At 67.8% G+C, this 18,052-nt stretch carries 15 protein-coding genes and 1 pseudogene; 7 read left to right on the top strand and 9 right to left on the bottom strand.

Going from position 1 to position 18,052, the window contains the following annotated elements:
• Positions 1–164: 164 nt before the first annotated feature.
• Positions 165–1,085, top strand: a pseudogene (locus AC1RJ9_RS17805) (transposase); the annotation flags it as partial.
• A gap of 880 nt (positions 1,086–1,965) precedes the next feature.
• Here AC1RJ9_RS17805 and AC1RJ9_RS17800 read toward each other — a convergent pair.
• The 5 genes from AC1RJ9_RS17800 to AC1RJ9_RS17780 form a co-directional block, all read right to left on the bottom strand.
• Positions 1,966–3,021 carry a DUF2254 domain-containing protein gene (locus tag AC1RJ9_RS17800; RefSeq protein WP_492838333.1) on the bottom strand — a complete coding sequence of 352 codons (1,056 nt, stop codon included), beginning with the start codon at positions 3,019–3,021 and terminating at the stop codon, positions 1,966–1,968.
• A gap of 128 nt (positions 3,022–3,149) precedes the next feature.
• Positions 3,150–4,229: an AI-2E family transporter gene (locus AC1RJ9_RS17795; protein ID WP_492838332.1), complete on the bottom strand. Its 1,080-nt coding sequence runs from the start codon at positions 4,227–4,229 to the stop codon at positions 3,150–3,152.
• A gap of 162 nt (positions 4,230–4,391) precedes the next feature.
• Entirely contained in the window at positions 4,392–5,570 is a 1,179-nt protein-coding gene (locus tag AC1RJ9_RS17790) for a mechanosensitive ion channel family protein (RefSeq protein ID WP_492838331.1), read from the bottom strand.
• Positions 5,571–5,613: 43 nt separating this feature from the next.
• Positions 5,614–5,973 (bottom strand): hypothetical protein, encoded by a 360-nt coding sequence (locus AC1RJ9_RS17785; protein WP_492838330.1) that lies wholly within the window; start codon positions 5,971–5,973, stop codon positions 5,614–5,616.
• Positions 5,974–6,081: 108 nt separating this feature from the next.
• Positions 6,082–7,383, bottom strand: coding sequence for an SLC13 family permease (locus AC1RJ9_RS17780; protein ID WP_492838329.1), 1,302 nt, complete (start codon positions 7,381–7,383; stop codon positions 6,082–6,084).
• Between the two features lie 93 nt (positions 7,384–7,476).
• Between AC1RJ9_RS17780 and AC1RJ9_RS17775 the strand changes: the two genes are divergently transcribed.
• Positions 7,477–8,325, top strand: a complete 849-nt coding sequence (locus AC1RJ9_RS17775; RefSeq protein WP_492838328.1) for a hypothetical protein — start codon at positions 7,477–7,479, stop codon at positions 8,323–8,325.
• 16 nt (positions 8,326–8,341) lie between these two features.
• Here the strand turns inward: AC1RJ9_RS17775 and AC1RJ9_RS17770 are convergent, their stop codons facing one another.
• Positions 8,342–8,827 (bottom strand): MarR family transcriptional regulator, encoded by a 486-nt coding sequence (locus AC1RJ9_RS17770; RefSeq protein WP_492838327.1) that lies wholly within the window; start codon positions 8,825–8,827, stop codon positions 8,342–8,344.
• A 763-nt stretch (positions 8,828–9,590) separates the two neighbouring features.
• Here AC1RJ9_RS17770 and otsB point away from each other — a divergent pair.
• The 5 genes from otsB (at position 9,591) to AC1RJ9_RS17745 (ending at position 14,214) form a co-directional block, all read left to right on the top strand.
• Positions 9,591–10,364 (top strand): trehalose-phosphatase, encoded by a 774-nt coding sequence (otsB, locus tag AC1RJ9_RS17765; protein ID WP_492838326.1) that lies wholly within the window; start codon positions 9,591–9,593, stop codon positions 10,362–10,364.
• Positions 10,361–11,776, top strand: a complete 1,416-nt coding sequence (gene otsA / locus AC1RJ9_RS17760; RefSeq protein WP_492838325.1) for an alpha,alpha-trehalose-phosphate synthase (UDP-forming) — start codon at positions 10,361–10,363, stop codon at positions 11,774–11,776. The genes otsB and otsA overlap by 4 nt, the downstream gene beginning before the upstream one ends.
• A gap of 205 nt (positions 11,777–11,981) precedes the next feature.
• Positions 11,982–12,278, top strand: coding sequence for a hypothetical protein (locus AC1RJ9_RS17755; RefSeq protein WP_492838324.1), 297 nt, complete (start codon positions 11,982–11,984; stop codon positions 12,276–12,278).
• Positions 12,279–12,520: 242 nt separating this feature from the next.
• Positions 12,521–13,903, top strand: coding sequence for a chloride channel protein (locus AC1RJ9_RS17750; protein WP_492838323.1), 1,383 nt, complete (start codon positions 12,521–12,523; stop codon positions 13,901–13,903).
• A complete protein-coding gene (locus AC1RJ9_RS17745) occupies positions 13,900–14,214 on the top strand; it encodes a hypothetical protein (RefSeq protein ID WP_492838322.1) in 315 nt (104 codons plus the stop codon). The genes AC1RJ9_RS17750 and AC1RJ9_RS17745 overlap by 4 nt, the downstream gene beginning before the upstream one ends.
• Here the strand turns inward: AC1RJ9_RS17745 and AC1RJ9_RS17740 are convergent.
• The 3 genes from AC1RJ9_RS17740 to AC1RJ9_RS17730 all read right to left on the bottom strand — a co-directional run bounded on the left by AC1RJ9_RS17740 (position 14,147) and on the right by AC1RJ9_RS17730 (position 18,031).
• Positions 14,147–14,638, bottom strand: a complete 492-nt coding sequence (locus AC1RJ9_RS17740) for a DUF305 domain-containing protein (RefSeq protein ID WP_492838321.1) — start codon at positions 14,636–14,638, stop codon at positions 14,147–14,149. The genes AC1RJ9_RS17745 and AC1RJ9_RS17740 overlap by 68 nt on opposite strands.
• 93 nt (positions 14,639–14,731) lie before the next feature.
• Positions 14,732–16,702 (bottom strand): potassium transporter Kup, encoded by a 1,971-nt coding sequence (locus AC1RJ9_RS17735; RefSeq protein ID WP_492838320.1) that lies wholly within the window; start codon positions 16,700–16,702, stop codon positions 14,732–14,734.
• 90 nt (positions 16,703–16,792) lie between these two features.
• Positions 16,793–18,031: a D-alanyl-D-alanine carboxypeptidase family protein gene (locus AC1RJ9_RS17730; RefSeq protein WP_492838319.1), complete on the bottom strand. Its 1,239-nt coding sequence runs from the start codon at positions 18,029–18,031 to the stop codon at positions 16,793–16,795.
• Positions 18,032–18,052 lie beyond the last annotated feature (21 nt).

Below are 18,052 nucleotides of genomic sequence, written 5' to 3'. Positions count from 1 at the left end.
TCGCCTCGGTCGTCATCATAGCTGTGTTTCGGCGTTCAAAACTGGCTCTGACTCAGTTTTGATGAAGTTGGCCGGCTGACTGGCGTGAGGTTCACGCTCGGATCAGCGCCATGGCCAAACGCCTTTCCCAATCCAGTCCCGTCCCCGCCGGCTTTGCTGTCGTCGGCGCTTACGCCCTAGCGGCCGCCAGGGCAGTTCCGCACGCCGTCCAAGTCGCCGGCCGCTGGCACTTGATGGAGAACGCCAGCCGGGCCTTCCTCGACGCGGTTCGCAAGTCTATGCGCCAGATCCGCAGCGCCATCGGCGCCATGACCATCAATCCCGATCTGCTGAGCGCCGCCGAGCGCCTTCAATATGAGGGTTACCTCCGGCGCGAGGAAGCCAACGCGGCGGTCTTTGCCCTGGCCAAGGACGGCGTGGCGATCAAGGAGATCGTCCGCCGTACAGGGCACTGTCGCGGCCTAGTGCGTCAGATCCTTCGCGGCCAGCGTAGTGACGTCTTCAGGCTGCGCGAGAGCTCGCTGGAAGGCTATTTCCCCTGGCTTGATGGCCAGTGGTCGGCCGGACGCCGAAACGGCGCCGAGCTCTGGCGGCAGCTTAGGGCGCAGGGCTTCCGAGGTTCACTTCGCGTGGTGACCGAATGGGCGACCCGGCGGCGGCGCGCCGACCAGGTCAACGCCGACACGCTGAGCCATATTCCTTCAGCGCGCACCATCAGCAGGTTGACGACGACCTCGCGCGACACGCTCTCCAAGGCCGAGACGGTCACCGTCGCCGCCGTCGAGACGGGCGTGCCGGCGCTGATCGAAGCCCGCGAAATCATCGCCGCTTTCCACTTGATGATCCGTCGCAAGACCGAGGGCGACCTTTGCGCCTGGATCGAGCGCGGTCGCGCCAGCCTGGTGGCGTCGTTCGCCAACGGTGTCGACCGGGACATCAGCGCCGTTCGCGCCGCCATCACCTCGGGTTGGTCAAGTGGCCAGACGGAGGGCCAGATCACCAAGCTCAAGCTCGTCAAACGCCAGATGTACGGCCGCGGAAAGCTCGACCTGCTAGAGGCCAGACTCCTGGGCCACGCCACCTGATCACGTCACCAAAGGTGCGTCAGAGCCACTTTTGAACGCCGTTTGACAGACTCGCGCTCCTGATCAGCTCCAAGTTCTGGCATTTTCGTCCCTCATGGCGTGTCGTAGTGGCCTGCCTGTGAGACGTTCAAGCGATGCTGCTCGGGTAGTTCGATATTGAGAAAGTGGCGGCCGGCTGAGGTGAACATCAGCGAACAGTCTTGAAAGTAAACACGCATACGAAGGGTCGAATTGTAGGTGAAGATAAAATACTAGAGCATAGAGACGCGTATTTGTCAAATGTAGAGATTCCAATTTAAAATCAAAACGCTGTGGTTTGTCGGTATTGATCACGGGTAAACGCAAACGCGTTATCAAAAAGGCCCAGTGAATTCAATTCATTTGGCTCTAAATCATAATTGAGTGGGAACGACGGTAATATAATGCCGTATTCGCTGGATTTGCATCCGGCGTCTCACACTTACATGGGCGGCTCCGGCGACGACCGCTGGGAGATCGAGATCGATGTGTCAGGAGGGGCTACCGCGCCTGACTCATCGCTGGCTCTTTGAAGGGGCCGCTTTCTGGCGTCGGCAACAACTCGCCGAGGCGGATTCCGCAGTCGGTGAGATTCAAGTCCTCTCAGCTAAGGTTGATGGGGTCAGGGATCGACCGCCGACCATCGACGCCCAGCAGCGGCCCCTTCGATTGCACCCTAACCTTGCCGTTGGGATAGGCGCGAAGGGCATTGCTCGTGGAAGGGATAAACTGGCCGGTCGCCACGGGCGCGAGACATCGGCTGCGTATGCGCAATCGGAGCAGGCTACGCGCTCCCGCCGAGCCAGGCGGCGCTTGTAGTCGGGCTCGGCGAGGGCCGCTTGCAGCTGCGCCGCCCGCGAGATCACCTGCTGGAGATTGAACCCCGCCAACTGGGCGCGGGCCAAATCCGCCAACCTCGCGCCGTGCTCGCCGAGTCGTTGACGCCCGGCGACAGAGCGCGGCCGGCGATCTCGACAAGTTCGTCGATCAGGAACCGCAAATCCTGCAGCGCCGTGCGTCTTGAGCCGACCGCGAAGGCTTGGGTCACCGACCCGGCGCAGGCCTCATCGTAGCGTTCCGGCGGCCAGGCCTCCACGATCGTACGACCCTCCTGGACGAAATCGCCCGGCTGATGCTGCAGGCGCAGCACCAGATCGTGCCGGCGGGCGAAAGCCATCAGGGTCTCGTCCTCCACCACCTGCAGGTAGCCGGTGCTTGGGGCGGCGATCAGGGCTCGGTTGGCGGCGTCGGTCACGCTGGCGTCCGGCCAGAACGCGGCGGGAATGGACGGCGGCGCGTCGGCGGCGGCGTGCGCGGGAGCCGGGGCGCCGACGACCCCAGGATGGCGGCGGCCGATACTCGCGAGCAGGCGGTCGCCAACGTCCTCGACGACGTGGTTGATATGCAGTTGGCGCGGCACGTGGTGAATAAAGAAAATCAGGACCGCGATCGAGCAGAGGGCCAGGGCCACCCCGACCAGAAGGGCGAGGTTCGGGACGAAGTCGCCTTGAGCGCCGGCCTCGTCGGCCGAACGGATCGTCCGCAGGATCAGCAAGCAATAGACGAAGGTCGCGATGAAGGCGCCCAGGGTGACTTGGTTGCCGCGATCGCTCATGAAGTTGCTGAGCAGTCGGGGGCCATATTGACCCGAGGCGTAGACGACCGCGGCGATGTTCACCGAAAACACCGTCCCGGCCACGGTGATCATCGAACTGCTGATCACCGAGAGCACCTGTCGCGCGCCGTTGGGGCGCGCGGCGTAGAGCCAGGGCAAACCGTCCATCCAGCCCGATCCGGCGGGGGTGTCGGCGAAGATCATCCCACTGGCAAGGCCGATAGCGGCTAGGACCATGATCGAGGGCAAGAACCAGTAGCCGCCCTGCAGGTCGTCGACCAGCTTGAGCAATTTGGATCTCATGGGCCGGACTCCTGGGCGTGTGGCGGGACGTGGCGCGCTCCTGGGAAGGCAACGCTTGGAGCGGGAAGATGCTGTACGGTTGGCCTGCTCCGTCCGGCTTCGGCGGGCATCGAGTCTTGAGCGGCCGACTAGGGTTTGGCCTGGCCGGGGGCGTGGGCGTCCTTGTCATGCAAGACGTCCTGCCGGTAGAGCATGGTGATGACGGTGTAGGCCACCAGGCACAGCGGCGTGGCGAACAGCACCCCGAGCGGCCCGAAGACAATGCCCAAACCCACGACCGCGAAGATGCCGAGCACGACCGGAAGGGACGCCAGGTTCTTCTGCACCATCGGCGTGATGACATTGGCCTCCAGCTGCGACACCCCGGCATAAAGGGCCAGGGTCAGCCAGAAGGTCTGGCCGCCTTGCATCGCGGCCAGGATCAAGGCTGGCGCGGCCGAGGCGATGGGCCCCACGATCGGCACGAACTGGGCGACGCCGGTGATCAGGCCAAGCGCCACCGGCGCGGGCACGCCGATCGCCCAAAGCCCAAGGCCCACGAGCCCGCCGACAAGCGTCATCGACACCAATTGGGCCCGCAACCAGCCGTTCAGCGCCGCGCCGCATGCGTTCAGCACCGCGCGCAGCCGGGCTCGGCGCGCCATGGGAATCATCGCCAGCACACCCTCGCGGCTGGTTTGCGGATGGACGGCGAGGAACACCCCCGCCACCAGGACCAGTAGCAGCGTCGCAAAGCCGGAGACCATCGCCAGGGCGACCCCGGGCGCGCGTGCCAACGCGGGCCCGGCCTCTGCCCCCAGGCCCTTCAATTGGTCGAGCACCACGCTCGCGAAAGGCCAAGCCGCCCACCGCGCCTGCACCGTCGCCCAGGCGCGGGGCAGGGTCGTGGAAAGATCCTCCACCTGATTGAAGATCTGGCGGCCAAACAGAAAGCCGATCCCGCTCAAGATCGACAGGACGATCAGAACGGCCAGGCCGACCGCGAGTCCGCTTGGCAATCTCAGCCGCTTGACCAGCGGATCAGCGATGGACCGCAGGACCACCGCGACCACGATCGAGCCGAAGATCAGGATCCACAAGCTGGCCAGCTTCGCCGCGATCTGGGCTAGGCCATAGGCGACGACCAGCGCCACGGCGGCGCGGACGAGCGTGCCCGTCGAGATCGTGCGACGCGCGCCCCCGCTGCGCGAAGGTGTTTCTGAGGTCATGGGCCTGGCTCCCGGGGCTGTCGGACGAGAGCGTCGCAATAGGGCCGAGGTTCCGTCGGCGAATCGCCCGCGGGGCCGAGCCACGGCGCGCTCGCCGACTTGAGTGATCGAGACATGGCGCGCGCCCCGAGATCCGCCCGACCCCGGCGCGCGCGACGCCCGTCAGTTGGCCGCGGCCCGCAAGCCAGCTAGCTCCGAGACCTGGCGCTCGGGCATCACCACTTTCAGGTGCGGGAAGGGGATCTCGACCCCGGCCTCGTCGAAGGCCAGCTTGATCCGGCGGTTGTACTCGCGCCCGACGTTCCATTGTTGGAGGGGCTGGGTCTTGATCCGCGCCTTGAGCACCACGCCGCTGTCGGCCAGGCTGTCGACCCCGACGACCTCGATGGGCTCGAGGATCTTGTCTGCGAAGTCAGGATCGGATTTCAGGCGCGCCCCAACCCGCTTCATGATCGCCAGGGCCGCGTCCAAGTCCGAGCCATAGGATACCTGCAGGTCGAAGACGTAGTAGGAGAAGCTCTTGGTCAGGTTATGCAGCACCTGCGCCTCGCTATAGGGAAAGACGTGCACTGTGCCGTCGAAGTCCCGCAGCCGGATGGTGCGCAGGGTCATCTGCTCGACCAGCCCGCCGCTGTCGCCGATGCGAATGATGTCGCCGACCGAGACGATGTCCTCCACGATCAGGAAGATGCCGGTCAGGAAGTCCTTGACCAGGGTCTGGGCGCCAAAGCCCAGGGCCACGCCGACGACGCCGGCCCCGGCCAGAAGCGGGCCGATCTTCACGCCCAGTTCGCTCAGGGCCATCAGGATCGCCACGATGACGATCGCCGTTTGGGCCACGCCCCGCAGCAGCGGCGCGAGCGTGGCCAGTTGGGCGCGCCGGCGCGGTTCCACCGCATGGTCGGCGAAGCCGTCCATGCCCCGCCCGATCGCCAGGCTGACCACCTCGAACACCGCCACCGTCGCGATCAGCAAGAGCCCCAGGCGGATCACGCCGGCCAACATCCGCGCCCCCAGCGGCGTCGCGGTCCAGGCCAGCAGGTTGAAGCCCCAGATGTCGGCGATGACCAGAACGGCGGCCACGCCGGCGAGGGCCTGGACGATCCAGCCGGCCAGCCGCGCCAGGCGGTTGGCGCGAACGGTCATCTCCGCGTCGGCGGGCCCGGGCAGGCGGTGGGCGCCGACCTTGGCGATACGCCTGGCCAAACGTCCGGCCGCGATCGACAGGCCGACGACGAGCAGGGTCAGAAGCAGATTGAGCGCCCAGGCCAAGGCGCTGAGCTGGGCGAAATGGGACAGCAGGCCGGTCAAGGCCGCCAGGATGCGTTCGCTGGCCGTCATCGGGAGCGGGTCTCCTTGCAGGGTGTGTGATTGGCGGGCCGGGTCAGGCCGGCGCGAACGCTTTGGCCAGCGCTCGGCGCACGCGCGCCACCTGCTCGTCCGGCGCGCGCCACCCCACCGTTTCGACCGCGGCGTGGGCGGTCTCGTCCAGCAGCATCGAGCGGACCCCCCAATTGTCGTTCAGGGTCTGAGCCAGCTGCTCGGCGCTGCGCTGACCGGTGGTCTGGCTGGCCAGCAGCGCCACGGTGGGACCGGTGTGGGCCGTCACCGCCAAGGCCAGGCCCGCGGTGGTGAAGGGGCCGATGACGCTCACCTGCGCCTCGTCCAGGGCGGCCATTAGTCGTGTGGCGCGATCCTCGTCGTCGCAGATCAGCAGAATGGTTTCGTTGATAGGATCGTCCATGTTCCCTCCAGCCGGTTGCGGTCAAGAAGCATCGTAGAGCGATCTAATCGGGCGCGGAAACACGATGGCCTGACAATATTGTGAGGCTTTGGCCGGGAACCTTGGCGGTCAGAACGGAAAGAACATCGGGATGACAGCCAGTCCCACCGCCCAGGTGATCAGGTTGAGCGGCGCGCCGATGCGCACGAAATCCAGGTAGCGGTAGCCGCCCATCTGGTAGACCAAGACGTTGGTCTGGTAGCCGAACGGCGTGGCGAAGGCGGCGCTGGCGGCCATCATCACCGCCACCAGGAAGGGACGAGGGCTGACGCCCAGGCTCTCGGCCAAGGCCACGGCGATGGGCGTCAACAGCACCGCCACCGCCGCGTTGGAGAGGATCTCGGTCAGCAGCAGGGTCGCGCCATAGATCAGGGCCAGGGCGTAGAGCGGGCCCAGTTGCCGCAGCCAGCCGACCAGCGCGTCGGTGGCCAGGGCCGCAAGGCCGGTGACCTCCATCGACAGGCCCACCACGACCATGCCGGCGATCAGCAACAGGATCTCGGGCCGCAGGCCCTTATAGGCGTCGTCGACGCCGATCATGCCGGTAACCACCAGCAGCACGGCCCCCGCGAACGCCGCCGCCGCGATCGGCAGCAGGCCCAGGGCCGCGACCGTGACGACCAGGACGAAGACGCCCAAGGCCGCGCCGGCCCGCAAGGGATCGAACGGCGCGTCGACCGGATAGAGGGCGGGGTCTTCACCGGCGGGGGGATTGATCCCCGCGAGCGGGGCGGGGACGTCCTGCGCGTTGGGTGAGGGCGCGGCCGACAGCAGCCGAGGACCGAACACCACCATGTAGACGCCGGCGACGGCGGCGATGATCAAGGCCACGGGGGTGACCTCGAACAGGCTGAACGTCGGCTGGCCGGCGTTACGGGCCATGTCGTTGACCAGGAGGTTGGTCGAGGTGCCGATCAGCGTGCAGGCCCCGCCCAGGATCGTGGCGTAGGACAGCGGGATCAGGAACCGCTTGGGCGACAGGTTCATCGACCGGGCGACATCGCGCACCACCGGCGCGCCCAGCACGACGATCGGCGTATTGTTCAGGAACGCCGAGGCCAGACCGCAAAGCACGATCACCAGCCACAGGCCTGTGGCGCCCAGGTGCGCGCACAGCCGCGTCGCCCCGCGGATCACCAAGCCCAGCAAACCCGACAGCTCCATGGCGTAGGCGATGACGAACAACGACGCCAAGGCCAGGATGGCCGGACTGGCGAAGGCGGCCTGCACCTCGACCGGACGCACGGTCCGCGTGCCCAACAGCACCGCCGCCCCGGCCAGGGCCACGACGTCCGAGCGCAGCTTGCCGTGAATGACGCCGGCCACGACCGCCGCCAACACGGCCAGGGCGATGATCTGACCAGGCGTCATGGCCGGCGCGCGGACCCGGCGGAGAGGACGTCAGGCGCGAACCGGGGCGAAGGCGATTGCAATCGGGACCTTGTCTTCTGCTAGGCTCAAGCCATGAGCGACAATAGACAGAGGTCCCCGGACCGCAAGTTCGCCCTGATCGCGCCCCTGGCCATCGGGGCCGCGGCGATCGTCGTGCTGGTCCTGGTCCTGGTGCTGACGCGCCCCGCGCCCGCGCCGCCGGCTCCTGAGCCGCCGCCGCCCGTGGTCGCCGCGCCGCCGGCCAAGGTCGCGCCCGCCGCGGTCGTCTCTCGCGCGGACCTGATCCAGGCGGCGGCCAAGGCCGCCGACGCCTACGCCTCGGGAGCGCCCAGCCAGGGCGCCGATCTGATCGGCCGCCGGTTTTCCGTGCGTCTGGCGTTTGGTTGCGCTGGCCCTCTCGCCGATCCCGGCCCCGCCCAGGCCTACTACCAGGTCGACGCTAAGGCTTCGTCCCTGCGTCTCGTCGCCAGGCCTTCTATCTGGACGGACCTCCCGCTCGTCCGCGCGGCGCCCACGCCGGCGGGCACCGAGACCGTGGAGGGGTTCTGGATTCCGCGCCCGTGGCTGACGGGTGACCAGTGCCCCAAGCGGCGAGAGGTCGCGCCGCCCGCCACGCCCACGCCGGTCGAGCAGCCAAGCCTTGGCCTGGCGGTCCTGCATGGTCAGGACGCCGCCCGGACCGAGCGTCGAGGCCAGCGCCCCTATGAGCATGTCCTGAAACTGCCGCCTGACAGCACAGCCCAGGGCCGGGTGTTCGAGCTGGTCCTGGAGGGGCGGATATCCGGCTTCGCCGATGGCGCGGCGGCCCATTGCTGGAGCGAGTCGGCCGAGCATCGGCCCGTGTGCCTCTTTGCGGTCGATCTCGATCGCGTCGCCTTCGAGGACAGGGACGGAGCGGTCCTGGCCGATTGGCCGCGATAGAGTTGCTCGTCTTGGATTACCGCGCGGCCGGCGCGGCGCGGTGAGCCGCCTCGATGATTTCGGCCAGGATGTCCGCGCCTTGCCGCAGTTGGCCCAGATTGCGCCTGGAGATGGTTTCCAGGATGTCCGCGCCGCGCGGTCGCAGCGCCAGAACCACCCGACGGCGATCGGCGTCGTCATCGCGTCGCGAGACGAGGTCTCGTTCAATCAGACGCGCGACCAGTTCGACGGCGCTGTGGTTCTTGATCAACAGACACTGGGCTAGTTCGCCGATCGAGATGGGATCGGGGCCACGATGGGCCTTGATGGCGAGCAAAGCCTGATGCTGTTGACTGGTCAGGCCATAGGCCCGCGCGCCTTCTTCACTGAACGCCAGGAACTGGCGGATGGCCCGGCGAAACTCTCCCAAGGCTTGATAGTCATCGGCGGTGAGAGGCTGGCCAGGCTCGCCTTCGGCATTGCTTTCGACAAGAGGGAAGGCGGGCTGGTCGGGCGCGATCACGGGCAAGGTCCTGGCGCGCGAAACACTCGCGTCGCGCTGGGCTTTCTAGCATGCCTGACGAGTCGAGGGAGAGGGGGAGGGCCCTCGATTTGAAATCACATCGTGACACGATATTTATGGGCGATGACTGATCGCACACCCCAGAGCGACTCGGTCACGGGGGCGCCGAGGCGGACGTTCATGGTCTGGTTCGCATCAGCGTTTCGGGGCAAACGCCTGATGATCGCCTTGGTCGGGGCCGTCCTGATGGCGGCCGCGGGCGCTTGGGCTGGCGCCCGGCTTGGCCTGGACGATCTAGAACTGCGACCGCCTCGCGGACCGCATCTGCGCGTGCTGCCCGGGCAGGGTGGTAAAGCCAGTGTCACTATCCCGTGACCCGTCTCCCATCCGCCACCCTGCCTGTTAGGCTGCGGCGGGTCCTGACGCTTAGGCCGGGACCTGTCACGCTTTCGTCGCATCGTGCGACAGGATCGCCTGCCCGCTCGGCCGATCCCTCATCGTTGGAGAACCACCGCGCCGCGCACGGCGCTCGCATTCACAAGGGGCCTGTCATGCCATCATCGATCTCGCCAGGCGAACCACGCCTTCCGCTCGCCCGCCGCCGCGCCTCGTTGCGCCCCGCCGGCCAGTCGCCCAAGCCTTAGGCCTTTCGATCGCTCGGCGCGTTTGCGCGCCGCCCCCTGAGCCGCCGTCGGTCTCCACCGGCGCGCTGGCGTTCTTGCGTCCGAATTTGACCATTCCGGCGCCTGCCATGGAGCTCGCCATGACGGCCCAAATCATCACCTTTCCCGACCCCTTGCCGCCGCCGCCGCCGTTGAATACCGCCGGCTGCGCCTTGTTTCTGGATCTTGACGGCGTGCTGGCGCCGATCGTCAAAAGGCCGCAGGACGTCGGACCCGACCCGCGGCGGACCTTCATCCTGCGCCGTCTGGCCGAGCGCCTGCAGCGACGCCTCGCCATCGTCAGTGGGCGCACTGTCGCCGAGGTCTCGGCGATCACCGAGGACGCCGTGGCGGCTGTCGCCGGCGTTCACGGCCTGCACAGGCGCACAGTCTTGGGCGACGAGATCGCCGCGCTGCCCGACGCCGATCTGGCCGACGCCACGGCGGTGTTCAGGGCGCTGGCCCGGGCCCAGCCGCTCTTGTTGGTCGAAGAGAAAGGCTTGAGCGTCGCGCTGCACTACCGCGCCTGTCCCAGCGCCTGCGAGGCGGTGCGCGAGGCCGCGCGACGCCTGGAGGCGGCCACCGGCCTGATCCTGCAGGAGGGCGACATGGTCGCAGAACTGCGCACGGCCGGCGCCGACAAGGGCCAGGCGGTCCAGGCCTTCCTGGCCGAATGGCCGTTCCAGGGCGCGAGGCCGATCTTCGTGGGCGACGATCTCACCGACGAGGACGGCTTCATGGCCGCCGAGGCCGCGGGCGGATATGGCGTCCTGGTCGGGCCCGCCAGCCGCCAAACCCTGGCGCGTCATCGCCTGCCGGACGTCCCCGCTGTTCTCGACTGGTTGGAGGCGGCCATCCCCGGAGGCGTCGCATGAGCCGGCTCATCGTGGTCTCCAACCGGGTCAATCCGCCCAGCGACGAGGGCGTGGGCACCGCGGGCGGTCTAGCCATGGCCCTGGCGGCGGCGCTGCGCGAATATTCTGGCGTCTGGTTCGGCTGGAGCGGTGAGACGACCGAGAGCTTCACCGGCCAGATCTCCATGCAGAAGGTCGGCGGAGTCACCGTGGCGCTCCTCGATCTGGAAGAGCAGGACCGGGAGGAATATTACGACGGCTACGCCAACCGCACGCTGTGGCCGATCTTTCATTCGCGGACCGATCTGGCCGCCTATGAGCGTTCGTTCGGGGAAGGCTATCAGCGGGTCAATCGCCGGTTCGCCGAGACTCTGGCGCCGCTGATCGGACCGGGCGACCGGGTGTGGATCCACGACTACCACCTGATCCCCCTGGCCCAGGAGCTGCGTCGTCTGGGCGTGGCCAATCGGATCGGCTTTTTCCTGCACATACCCTGGCCGAGCCGGCGGCTGCTGACGACCTTGCCCCAACACCGGGAGCTGGTGGAATCTCTGCTGGCCTACGATCTGGTGGGCTTCCAGACGCGCGACGCCCTGGAAGCGTTCAGCGACTATGTCGAACGCGACCTGAGCCTGACGATCGAGGACGGCGTGATCGCGGCCGAAGGCCGCTCCACCCGGATCGGGGCCTTTCCGATCGGCATCGAGGGCGACGCCTTCGCGCAGCTGGCGTGCGGGGACACCGCGCAAGCGGCGTTCGAGCGGGTGCGGGTGAGCCAGACCGGGCGCAAGATGATCCTGGGCGTCGACCGGCTCGACTATTCCAAAGGTCTCGAAGAGCGCTTCCTGGCCTATGAACAGCTTCTGGCCGACCATCCCGATTGGGCCGAGCGGGTGTTTCTGCTGCAGATCGCCACCCCCAGCCGTGACGCGGTGGAGGCCTATCAGGAAATCCGCGCTCGCCTGGACGGGGTGTCGGGGCGCATCAACGGCGCCTACGCCACGGTCGACTGGGTGCCGATCCGCTACGTCAACCGCGCCCATCGCCGCGACGAACTGGCGGGCATCTATCGCGCCGCCCATGTCGGCCTGGTCACGCCGCTGCGCGACGGGATGAACCTGGTGGCCAAGGAATATGTCGCCGCCCAGGACCCCGATGACCCCGGGGTCCTGGTGCTGTCACGCTATGCCGGGGCGGCCGAGCAGATGCAGGACGCCCTGATCATCAATCCCTTCAGCCGCGAAGAAACCTCCGAAGCCCTGGAACAGGCGCTGGCCATGCCGCGCGCCGAACGGATCGCTCGCTGGCGGCGGCTGATGGACGGGGTGTCGCGCGACGACGTGGCGGCCTGGCGCGACGCCTATGTCGCCGCGCTCGACCGAGGAAAGGCTCGGGACGGCCACGATCACGGCGACAGCCGAAAAGCCTCGTGATACGATGTTCCGGCCGATCCTAGATCGGGAAAGGCGACCGTCAGTGTCGCCAGGCGGGAGGAAACGCTCATGAGAGGCAGGCGGAACGGTGGCGTTCCGATCGAGGTGATTGTCGTGGCCTTGGCCGCCTTGGGGTGCCTGGCGGCGATGTCGCTGCGCCTGGCGGGCTAGAGGCGCTGCAAAGCAGGATTGGAGTAGACGTCGCATGACCCATCTTGACTGGGAAGATGCGCTCGAAATCGTCGTGGGTTTCCTGGAGTCGCCCCCCGACGCGGATACCGAGGACGGTAGGCGATTCGATCAGGCGCTCTTTCGCGTGTTGGCCGGCGCTCCGGCCGTGGGGCACGACGGTGGGGCGCAAGCCGACGCCACGGCCGGGCTCGACGCCAGCTTGAGGGCGCGACTGGACGACCTGGCCCGTCGCCGCGCGCCGGCCAATCCGTTCGGGGATCATCCCGACGGGATCGGCCCCACCTTGGGCATGGATTTGAGCGGGTCATAGGATGGGCGGTTCGCGTAGATTGCTAAGAGTCGGCGACGGAGCGGGACTCTAGAGGCCGCGTTCGGAAAATCAGGGCTTCGCCAAGGGGGCGTCGCGGCCGTCCTCATCAGAACTTGCCGCTCCAGCGCCGGCTGTAGGCCTGCCGGCTTGACCCCGACACCGGGCGCCCCTAGGGCATAAATATCGTAAGGCGATACAATGGTCGCCGACGCTCTTTCCTCGCGCCAGGCAGCGAAACGTCCGTGTCAAAACCCTCGCCGCTCGAAAGGCTCGATCGTCAGCGCAAGCTCGTGGGCGTGCGCGCCCGGCGCTCGATGCGTACCGGGGCGGTGGTGGCCGCCGCCGTGGTGGCGGGCGGCGCCGCTGTCGGGTTCGCCAAGCTCTGCGATGCGGCCATGGCCGCCCATGCTCATCTCGTCGCCGCCTGGCCGTGGCTTGGTCCGGCGCTCCTGATCGTGGGTTTGCCACTGTGCGTCTGGCTGATGCGCCACCTGGCGCCCGCCGCCGCCGGCAGCGGCATTCCCCAGGTGATCGCCGCCGGCGAAATCGGCCGGGGACGGGGTCTCGACGGCGAGAAGATCCATGATGACCGCGTCTCCATGCGCACCGCCCTGGTCAAGATCGTGCTGGCGGCCTTGCTGCTGGTTTGCGGCGGCTCGATCGGGCGCGAAGGACCCACCGTGCAGGTCGTCGCCGCGGTGATGGTGTTCCTGACCGGCTGGCTGCGCGGCGGACCCGGGCGGCGCACCCTGCTGATCGCCGGCGGCGCGGCCGGGGTCTCGGCCGCGTTCAACACCCCCATCGCCGGCATTGTCTTCGCCGTGGAGGAGCTGGCGCGCGGCTTCGACAAGCGCGCCAACACCGTGGTCATCCTCGCTGTGGTGTCGGCGGGGGTGGCGGCCTACGCGCTCGGCGGCAACTACGCCTACTTCGGCGACATGTCGGGCGCGGCCGGCTGGAAGGCCTGGTTCAGCGCGGCGCTGATCGGCGTGGTGTCGGGGCTGGCCGGCGGCCTGTTCTCGCGGCTGATGGCCGCCGTGCTGGTGGGCGACAATCCCGTCAGGCGATGGAAGGACGCCCGACCCGTGCGGTTCGCCGCCCTCTGTGGCGTGGCGGCGGCCGCGGCGGCGGTCCTTAGCGGCGGCGTCACCTATGGCGCCGGCTATGCCGAAGCCAAGTCGCTGCTGTTTGGTCGCTTCGCCTCGGGCTGGGATCTGGCGGCCGGCAAGTGGCTGGCGACCCTTTCGGCGGCGGCCAGCGGCGCGCCAGGCGGCATTTTCGCGCCCTCCCTGGCCACGGGGGCGGGGATCGGCGCGCTGTTCGCGCACCTGGCGCCCTGGGCCGGCGGTCGCGAGGCCGTCACCCTGGGCATGGCCGGGTATCTGGCTGGTGTCGTCCAGGCCCCCCTGACCAGCGCGGTGATCCTGATGGAGATGACCCGCGATCCGGGCCTCGTCGGGCCGCTGCTGCTTTGCACCCTGATCGCCCGGCGCTGCTCCGAAGCGGTGGCGCCGACCCCGCTCTACCACGCCCTGGCCCGCGCCTGGACGCGACCGCGCCGTCGCGCGGCCCAGGCCGCGCCTGGAAGCGGCCCGGCGGCGGCACTGGGAGACCGCGCGGCATGAGCCTTCTTCACCTGGCGCGAAGGCTCCTGTGCGCCAGCGCCCTGATCATGATCGGAGCGATCGGCGTCAGTGTCATGACCCATGACGCTTGGTTGATGGCGGGCCACATCGCTGGCGTCTTCAGCGCCGTGGTCGCCGCCGTCGCGGTGCTGGCCTTCGTCGTGGCGGGCTTGCGGCGTGTCGCCGGAGCGCTGCCGCCGCGGCCGCCGGGTCACCCCGAGCTCGCCCCGTACGAGCGGGGGCTCACCGGGCTGGAGGCGGGGGCAGATCCGGCGCGCCCCTTGGCGTCGGATGGCTCTGCAGATCTCTGACCAACGCCTTCATCTCCCCGATCTCGCGCACCTGGGCGGTGAGGATCCCATCGGCCAGTTGGCGCACGCGTGGATCGCGGATATGGGCGCGGCGGCTGGTCATAATGGCGATGGAGTGGTGGGGGATCATCGCCTCCATATAGGCCACGTCGCCGACGCCGGCCTGACTGCGGACCATAAACAGGCTCGCGGCGAAGATCAGGACGCCGCCGCTTAAGATGGCCGCGTTCAGGCGCCGGTTGGAATACATCTTGCGCATGAACAGCAGCATGACGATCGCCATGGCCGCGCCCATCACCAGAGCCATCCAGGCCCGGGTCTGACTGAAGGCGACGTGATCGAGGCTGTAGGTGTTCAGATACATCAGGCCGTACATCAGCAAGGTCGAGGTCGCGACCATCGCCGCGAAACGCAGATAGCTCATCGCGTCCTCCAGGACTGGCGCGGACCGCGCGCCCTGGTTAAATGATCGTGGAGCGATATATTTCCCGACCCCAACTCAAAAGCACGGTGTGGCCTAGACGGTGGTCTGGGTTCCCATCTCCACGACGCGGCCTGGCGGGATCCGAAAGAAGCTGGTGGGATTGGCGGCCACGCCCATCATGAACGCGAAGAGCTTATCCTGCCAGATGGGCATGCCCTTGGGCGAGGGGATGATGGTGCGTCGGCCCAAGAAGAAGCTCGTCTCCATGATGTCGAACTTCAAGCCCAGTCGGCGGCTCTGGTTGAGCGCCTGGGGCAGGTTGGGACTTTCCATAAAGCCGTAGGTGACGGTGAGAATCTTGAAAGCGTCATCGACGGGTTCCAGACGCAGGCGTGTGGCCTCGTCCACCCGGGGCGTGGCGGCGGTGCGCACCGTCAGGATGATATTTTGGGCGTGCAGCACCCTGTTGTGCTTGAGATTGTGCAACAGCGCCAAGGGCGCCTGATGCGGCTCAGAGGTCAGGAAGATCGCGGTTCCGGCCGTGCGATGCGGCGGTTTGGCCGCCAGGGTCTTGGCCAGTTCGGTCAGCGGCAGGGTGTCCTGCTGGGCGCGCAGCGCCAGGCGACGCGCGCCGCGCGCCCAGGTCAGCATCGCCGTCACCAGGCCGCCGGCCAGCAGCAAGGGCAACCATGCCCCTTGCGGGATCTTCAGCAGGTTGGCGCTGACGAACACCACGTCCAGGCCCCCGAACACCAGGAGCGCCGCGACGGCGTTCCAGAGCGGACGATTCCACAGCCGTCGGATGATGACGAAGAACAGCAGACTGTCGACCAGCATCGCGCCAGTCACGGCGATGCCGTAGGCCGCCGCCAGGTTCGATGAGGTCTTGAACATCACCAGCAGAACCAGCACGCCGATCAGCAGCAGGGTGTTGACGCCCGGCACGAAGATCTGCCCCGCCTGGGTCTCGCTGGTGCGCCGGATGACGATACGGGGCAACAGACCCAGTTGAACCGCCTGCTGGGTCATGGAAAAGGCGCCGGTGATCACCGCCTGGCTGGCGATCACCGTCGCGGCGATCGACAGCAGCCAGACGGGCCAATAGGCCACCTGCGGAATCATCTGGAAAAACGGATTGCCGCGAGCCTCCGGGTGGCTCAGCACCAGGGCGCCCTGGCCCAGATAGTTGAGCAGCAGGCAGGGCAGGACAAAGGTCAGCCAGGCGATCCGGATCGGCGTCTTGCCAAAATGACCCATGTCCGCATAGAGCGCCTCGGCTCCGGTCACCGCCAGGAAGACGCTGCCGAGAATAGCAAAGCCAAGCAGTCCGTTGTCGAGCAAGAAGAGCGCCCCATAGTGGGGCGAGAGTCCCCGCAGGATCCCCGGATCGTCGCGAATGTGGAGCAGGCCGAGCCCGGCCAAGGTCAGGAACCACAGTGCCGTGATGGGCCCAAACAACCGGGCGACGCTGGCGGTGCCGCGCGACTGGACCATGAACAGGCTGACCAGGACGCCGATCGTCAGGGGCATGATCAGGAACGATAGCGTTCGCCCGAACTTGGGGACTTCGCGCAGGCCCTCCATCGCACCCAGGACCGACACTGCCGGGGTGATGATCCCATCGGCATAGAAGAAGGCCGCGCCGAGGATCCCTAGGACCAGAACCGCCGAGACCCGCCGCCCGCCGGCAGGTCTTGGCGCGGCGGACGCGGCCTTGGTCGATGTTCCTTGGGAAGGTGGGCCTTTGGCGAGGGCGCGTCGGGCTAGGGCCATCAAGGCCAGGGTCCCGCCTTCGCCCTTGTTGTCGGCCCGCATCAGGAAGACGACGTATTTGAGGGTGACGACCAGAATGAGCGCCCAGGTCATCAACGACACCACGCCCAGCACCGCCAGGGGCGCCGTCCCGCCCGACCGCGAATGGGCCAGGGCTTCGCGCATCGCATAAAGCGGGCTCGTGCCGATATCGCCGAAGACCACTCCAATGGCGCCCAGGGCCAGAGGCCAGAAGCGCTCCGCCGAGGGCGCGGCATGGCTGTCGGTCGCATCGGTGACAATGTCGGTCATGTCATCCTCGCCAGCAGGCCCGGCTGTCTCCAGCGCGACAGGGGCCGCGGTTCAAGCGCGCGAACCTCAAAGGCGATGCATCCGGCGCCTTCATTCCGTCAGCACCAGGCAATCCTCGCCCTCGGCCGCCAGAAGCGCGCAGGCCGCGTCGGCGCCCTCGGCGGTGCGGGCCGCAAAGCGCGCCGCGAAGAGGCCGCCGATCCGGGCTACGTCCCGCGACCGCTCCCCGAAACGGCGGGGATGACGTTTGACGACATCGGCCAGGCGCGCCTGGCCGCGCGCCTTGGAGCGGAACGCGCCAACCTGCACCCAAAGGCGAGACGGCGGCGAGGCCGCTGGCGAGGCGTCGCCCTGGGCCGTCGTCGGTTCGGCCTGGGTCAGGGCCGCCTGGATGACGGGCCGCGAGGCGACCTCGTCCGAAGCGACCGAGGCATACGAAAGAGGCGCGGTGGGTTGGGCCATCAGGTCCGCGACCGTCAGCTCGAAGCCGGCCGAGCGGATCGCGAGGCTGGAAAAGCTGGCCTGGACCAGTTTGGCCATGAACGCGTCGCGCGACCGCGCCGAGCGACCGCCCAGCACCACGGCGATCACCCGCCGACCGTCGCGCACGCCAGAGGTCAGCAGATTGTAGCCGGAGGCGTTGACGAAGCCGGTCTTGAAGCCGTCGATGCCCGGGCGGGACAGCAGGCGATTGTGCCCCTGGATTAGCCGTCCGCGGAACACCGTCTGCTCCTGGTCGAAAATGGCGTAGTCGTCGGGATGGTCGCGCAGAAAAGCCCGACCCAGCAGCGCCAGATCCCGCGCGGTGCTGAAATGGCCCGCTTGGGGCAAGCCCGAGGCGTTGAGAAATCGGGTATGCTCCAGGCCAAGGCTTTTGGCCTTGGCGGTCATCGCGCGCGCGAAGGCGGCCTCGTTGCCGGCCAAATGCTCGGCCAGGGCCGTGGCGACATCATTGGCTGACTTGACCACCAGCACGTCCATTGCCTCCCGCATGCTCAGGCGCTCTCCGGCCCGCAGGCCAAGCCGCGAAGGGGGGCGGGCGGCGGCGCGCCGCGAAATGACCACCGGATCAGCCGATTTGACGCGACCGGCGTCCAGAGCGTCGAACGCCAGATAGAGCGTCATCACCTTCGTCAGCGAGGCTGGGTAGCGTCGCGCATCGGCGTGGCGGGCATAAAGCGTCTCGCCGGTCTGCGCGTCGATCACGATCGCCGCGAAGCGTCGCTCGACCGGGCTGTCGGCCATCGCTTGGGCTGGGGCGCAGACCATCACGACCATGGCGGCCAGGAGCTTGATCAGCGCAAGGCGCAAGCGCGACGACAAAATCATGGGCAGTCCGCCGGGCGGCGG

The sequence above is a fragment of the Caulobacter sp. GW822-FHT07D08 genome, assembly GCF_058798735.1.
The sequence above is the reverse complement of the archived record's forward strand: the minus strand, read 5'-3'. Positions and strand labels throughout refer to the sequence as shown.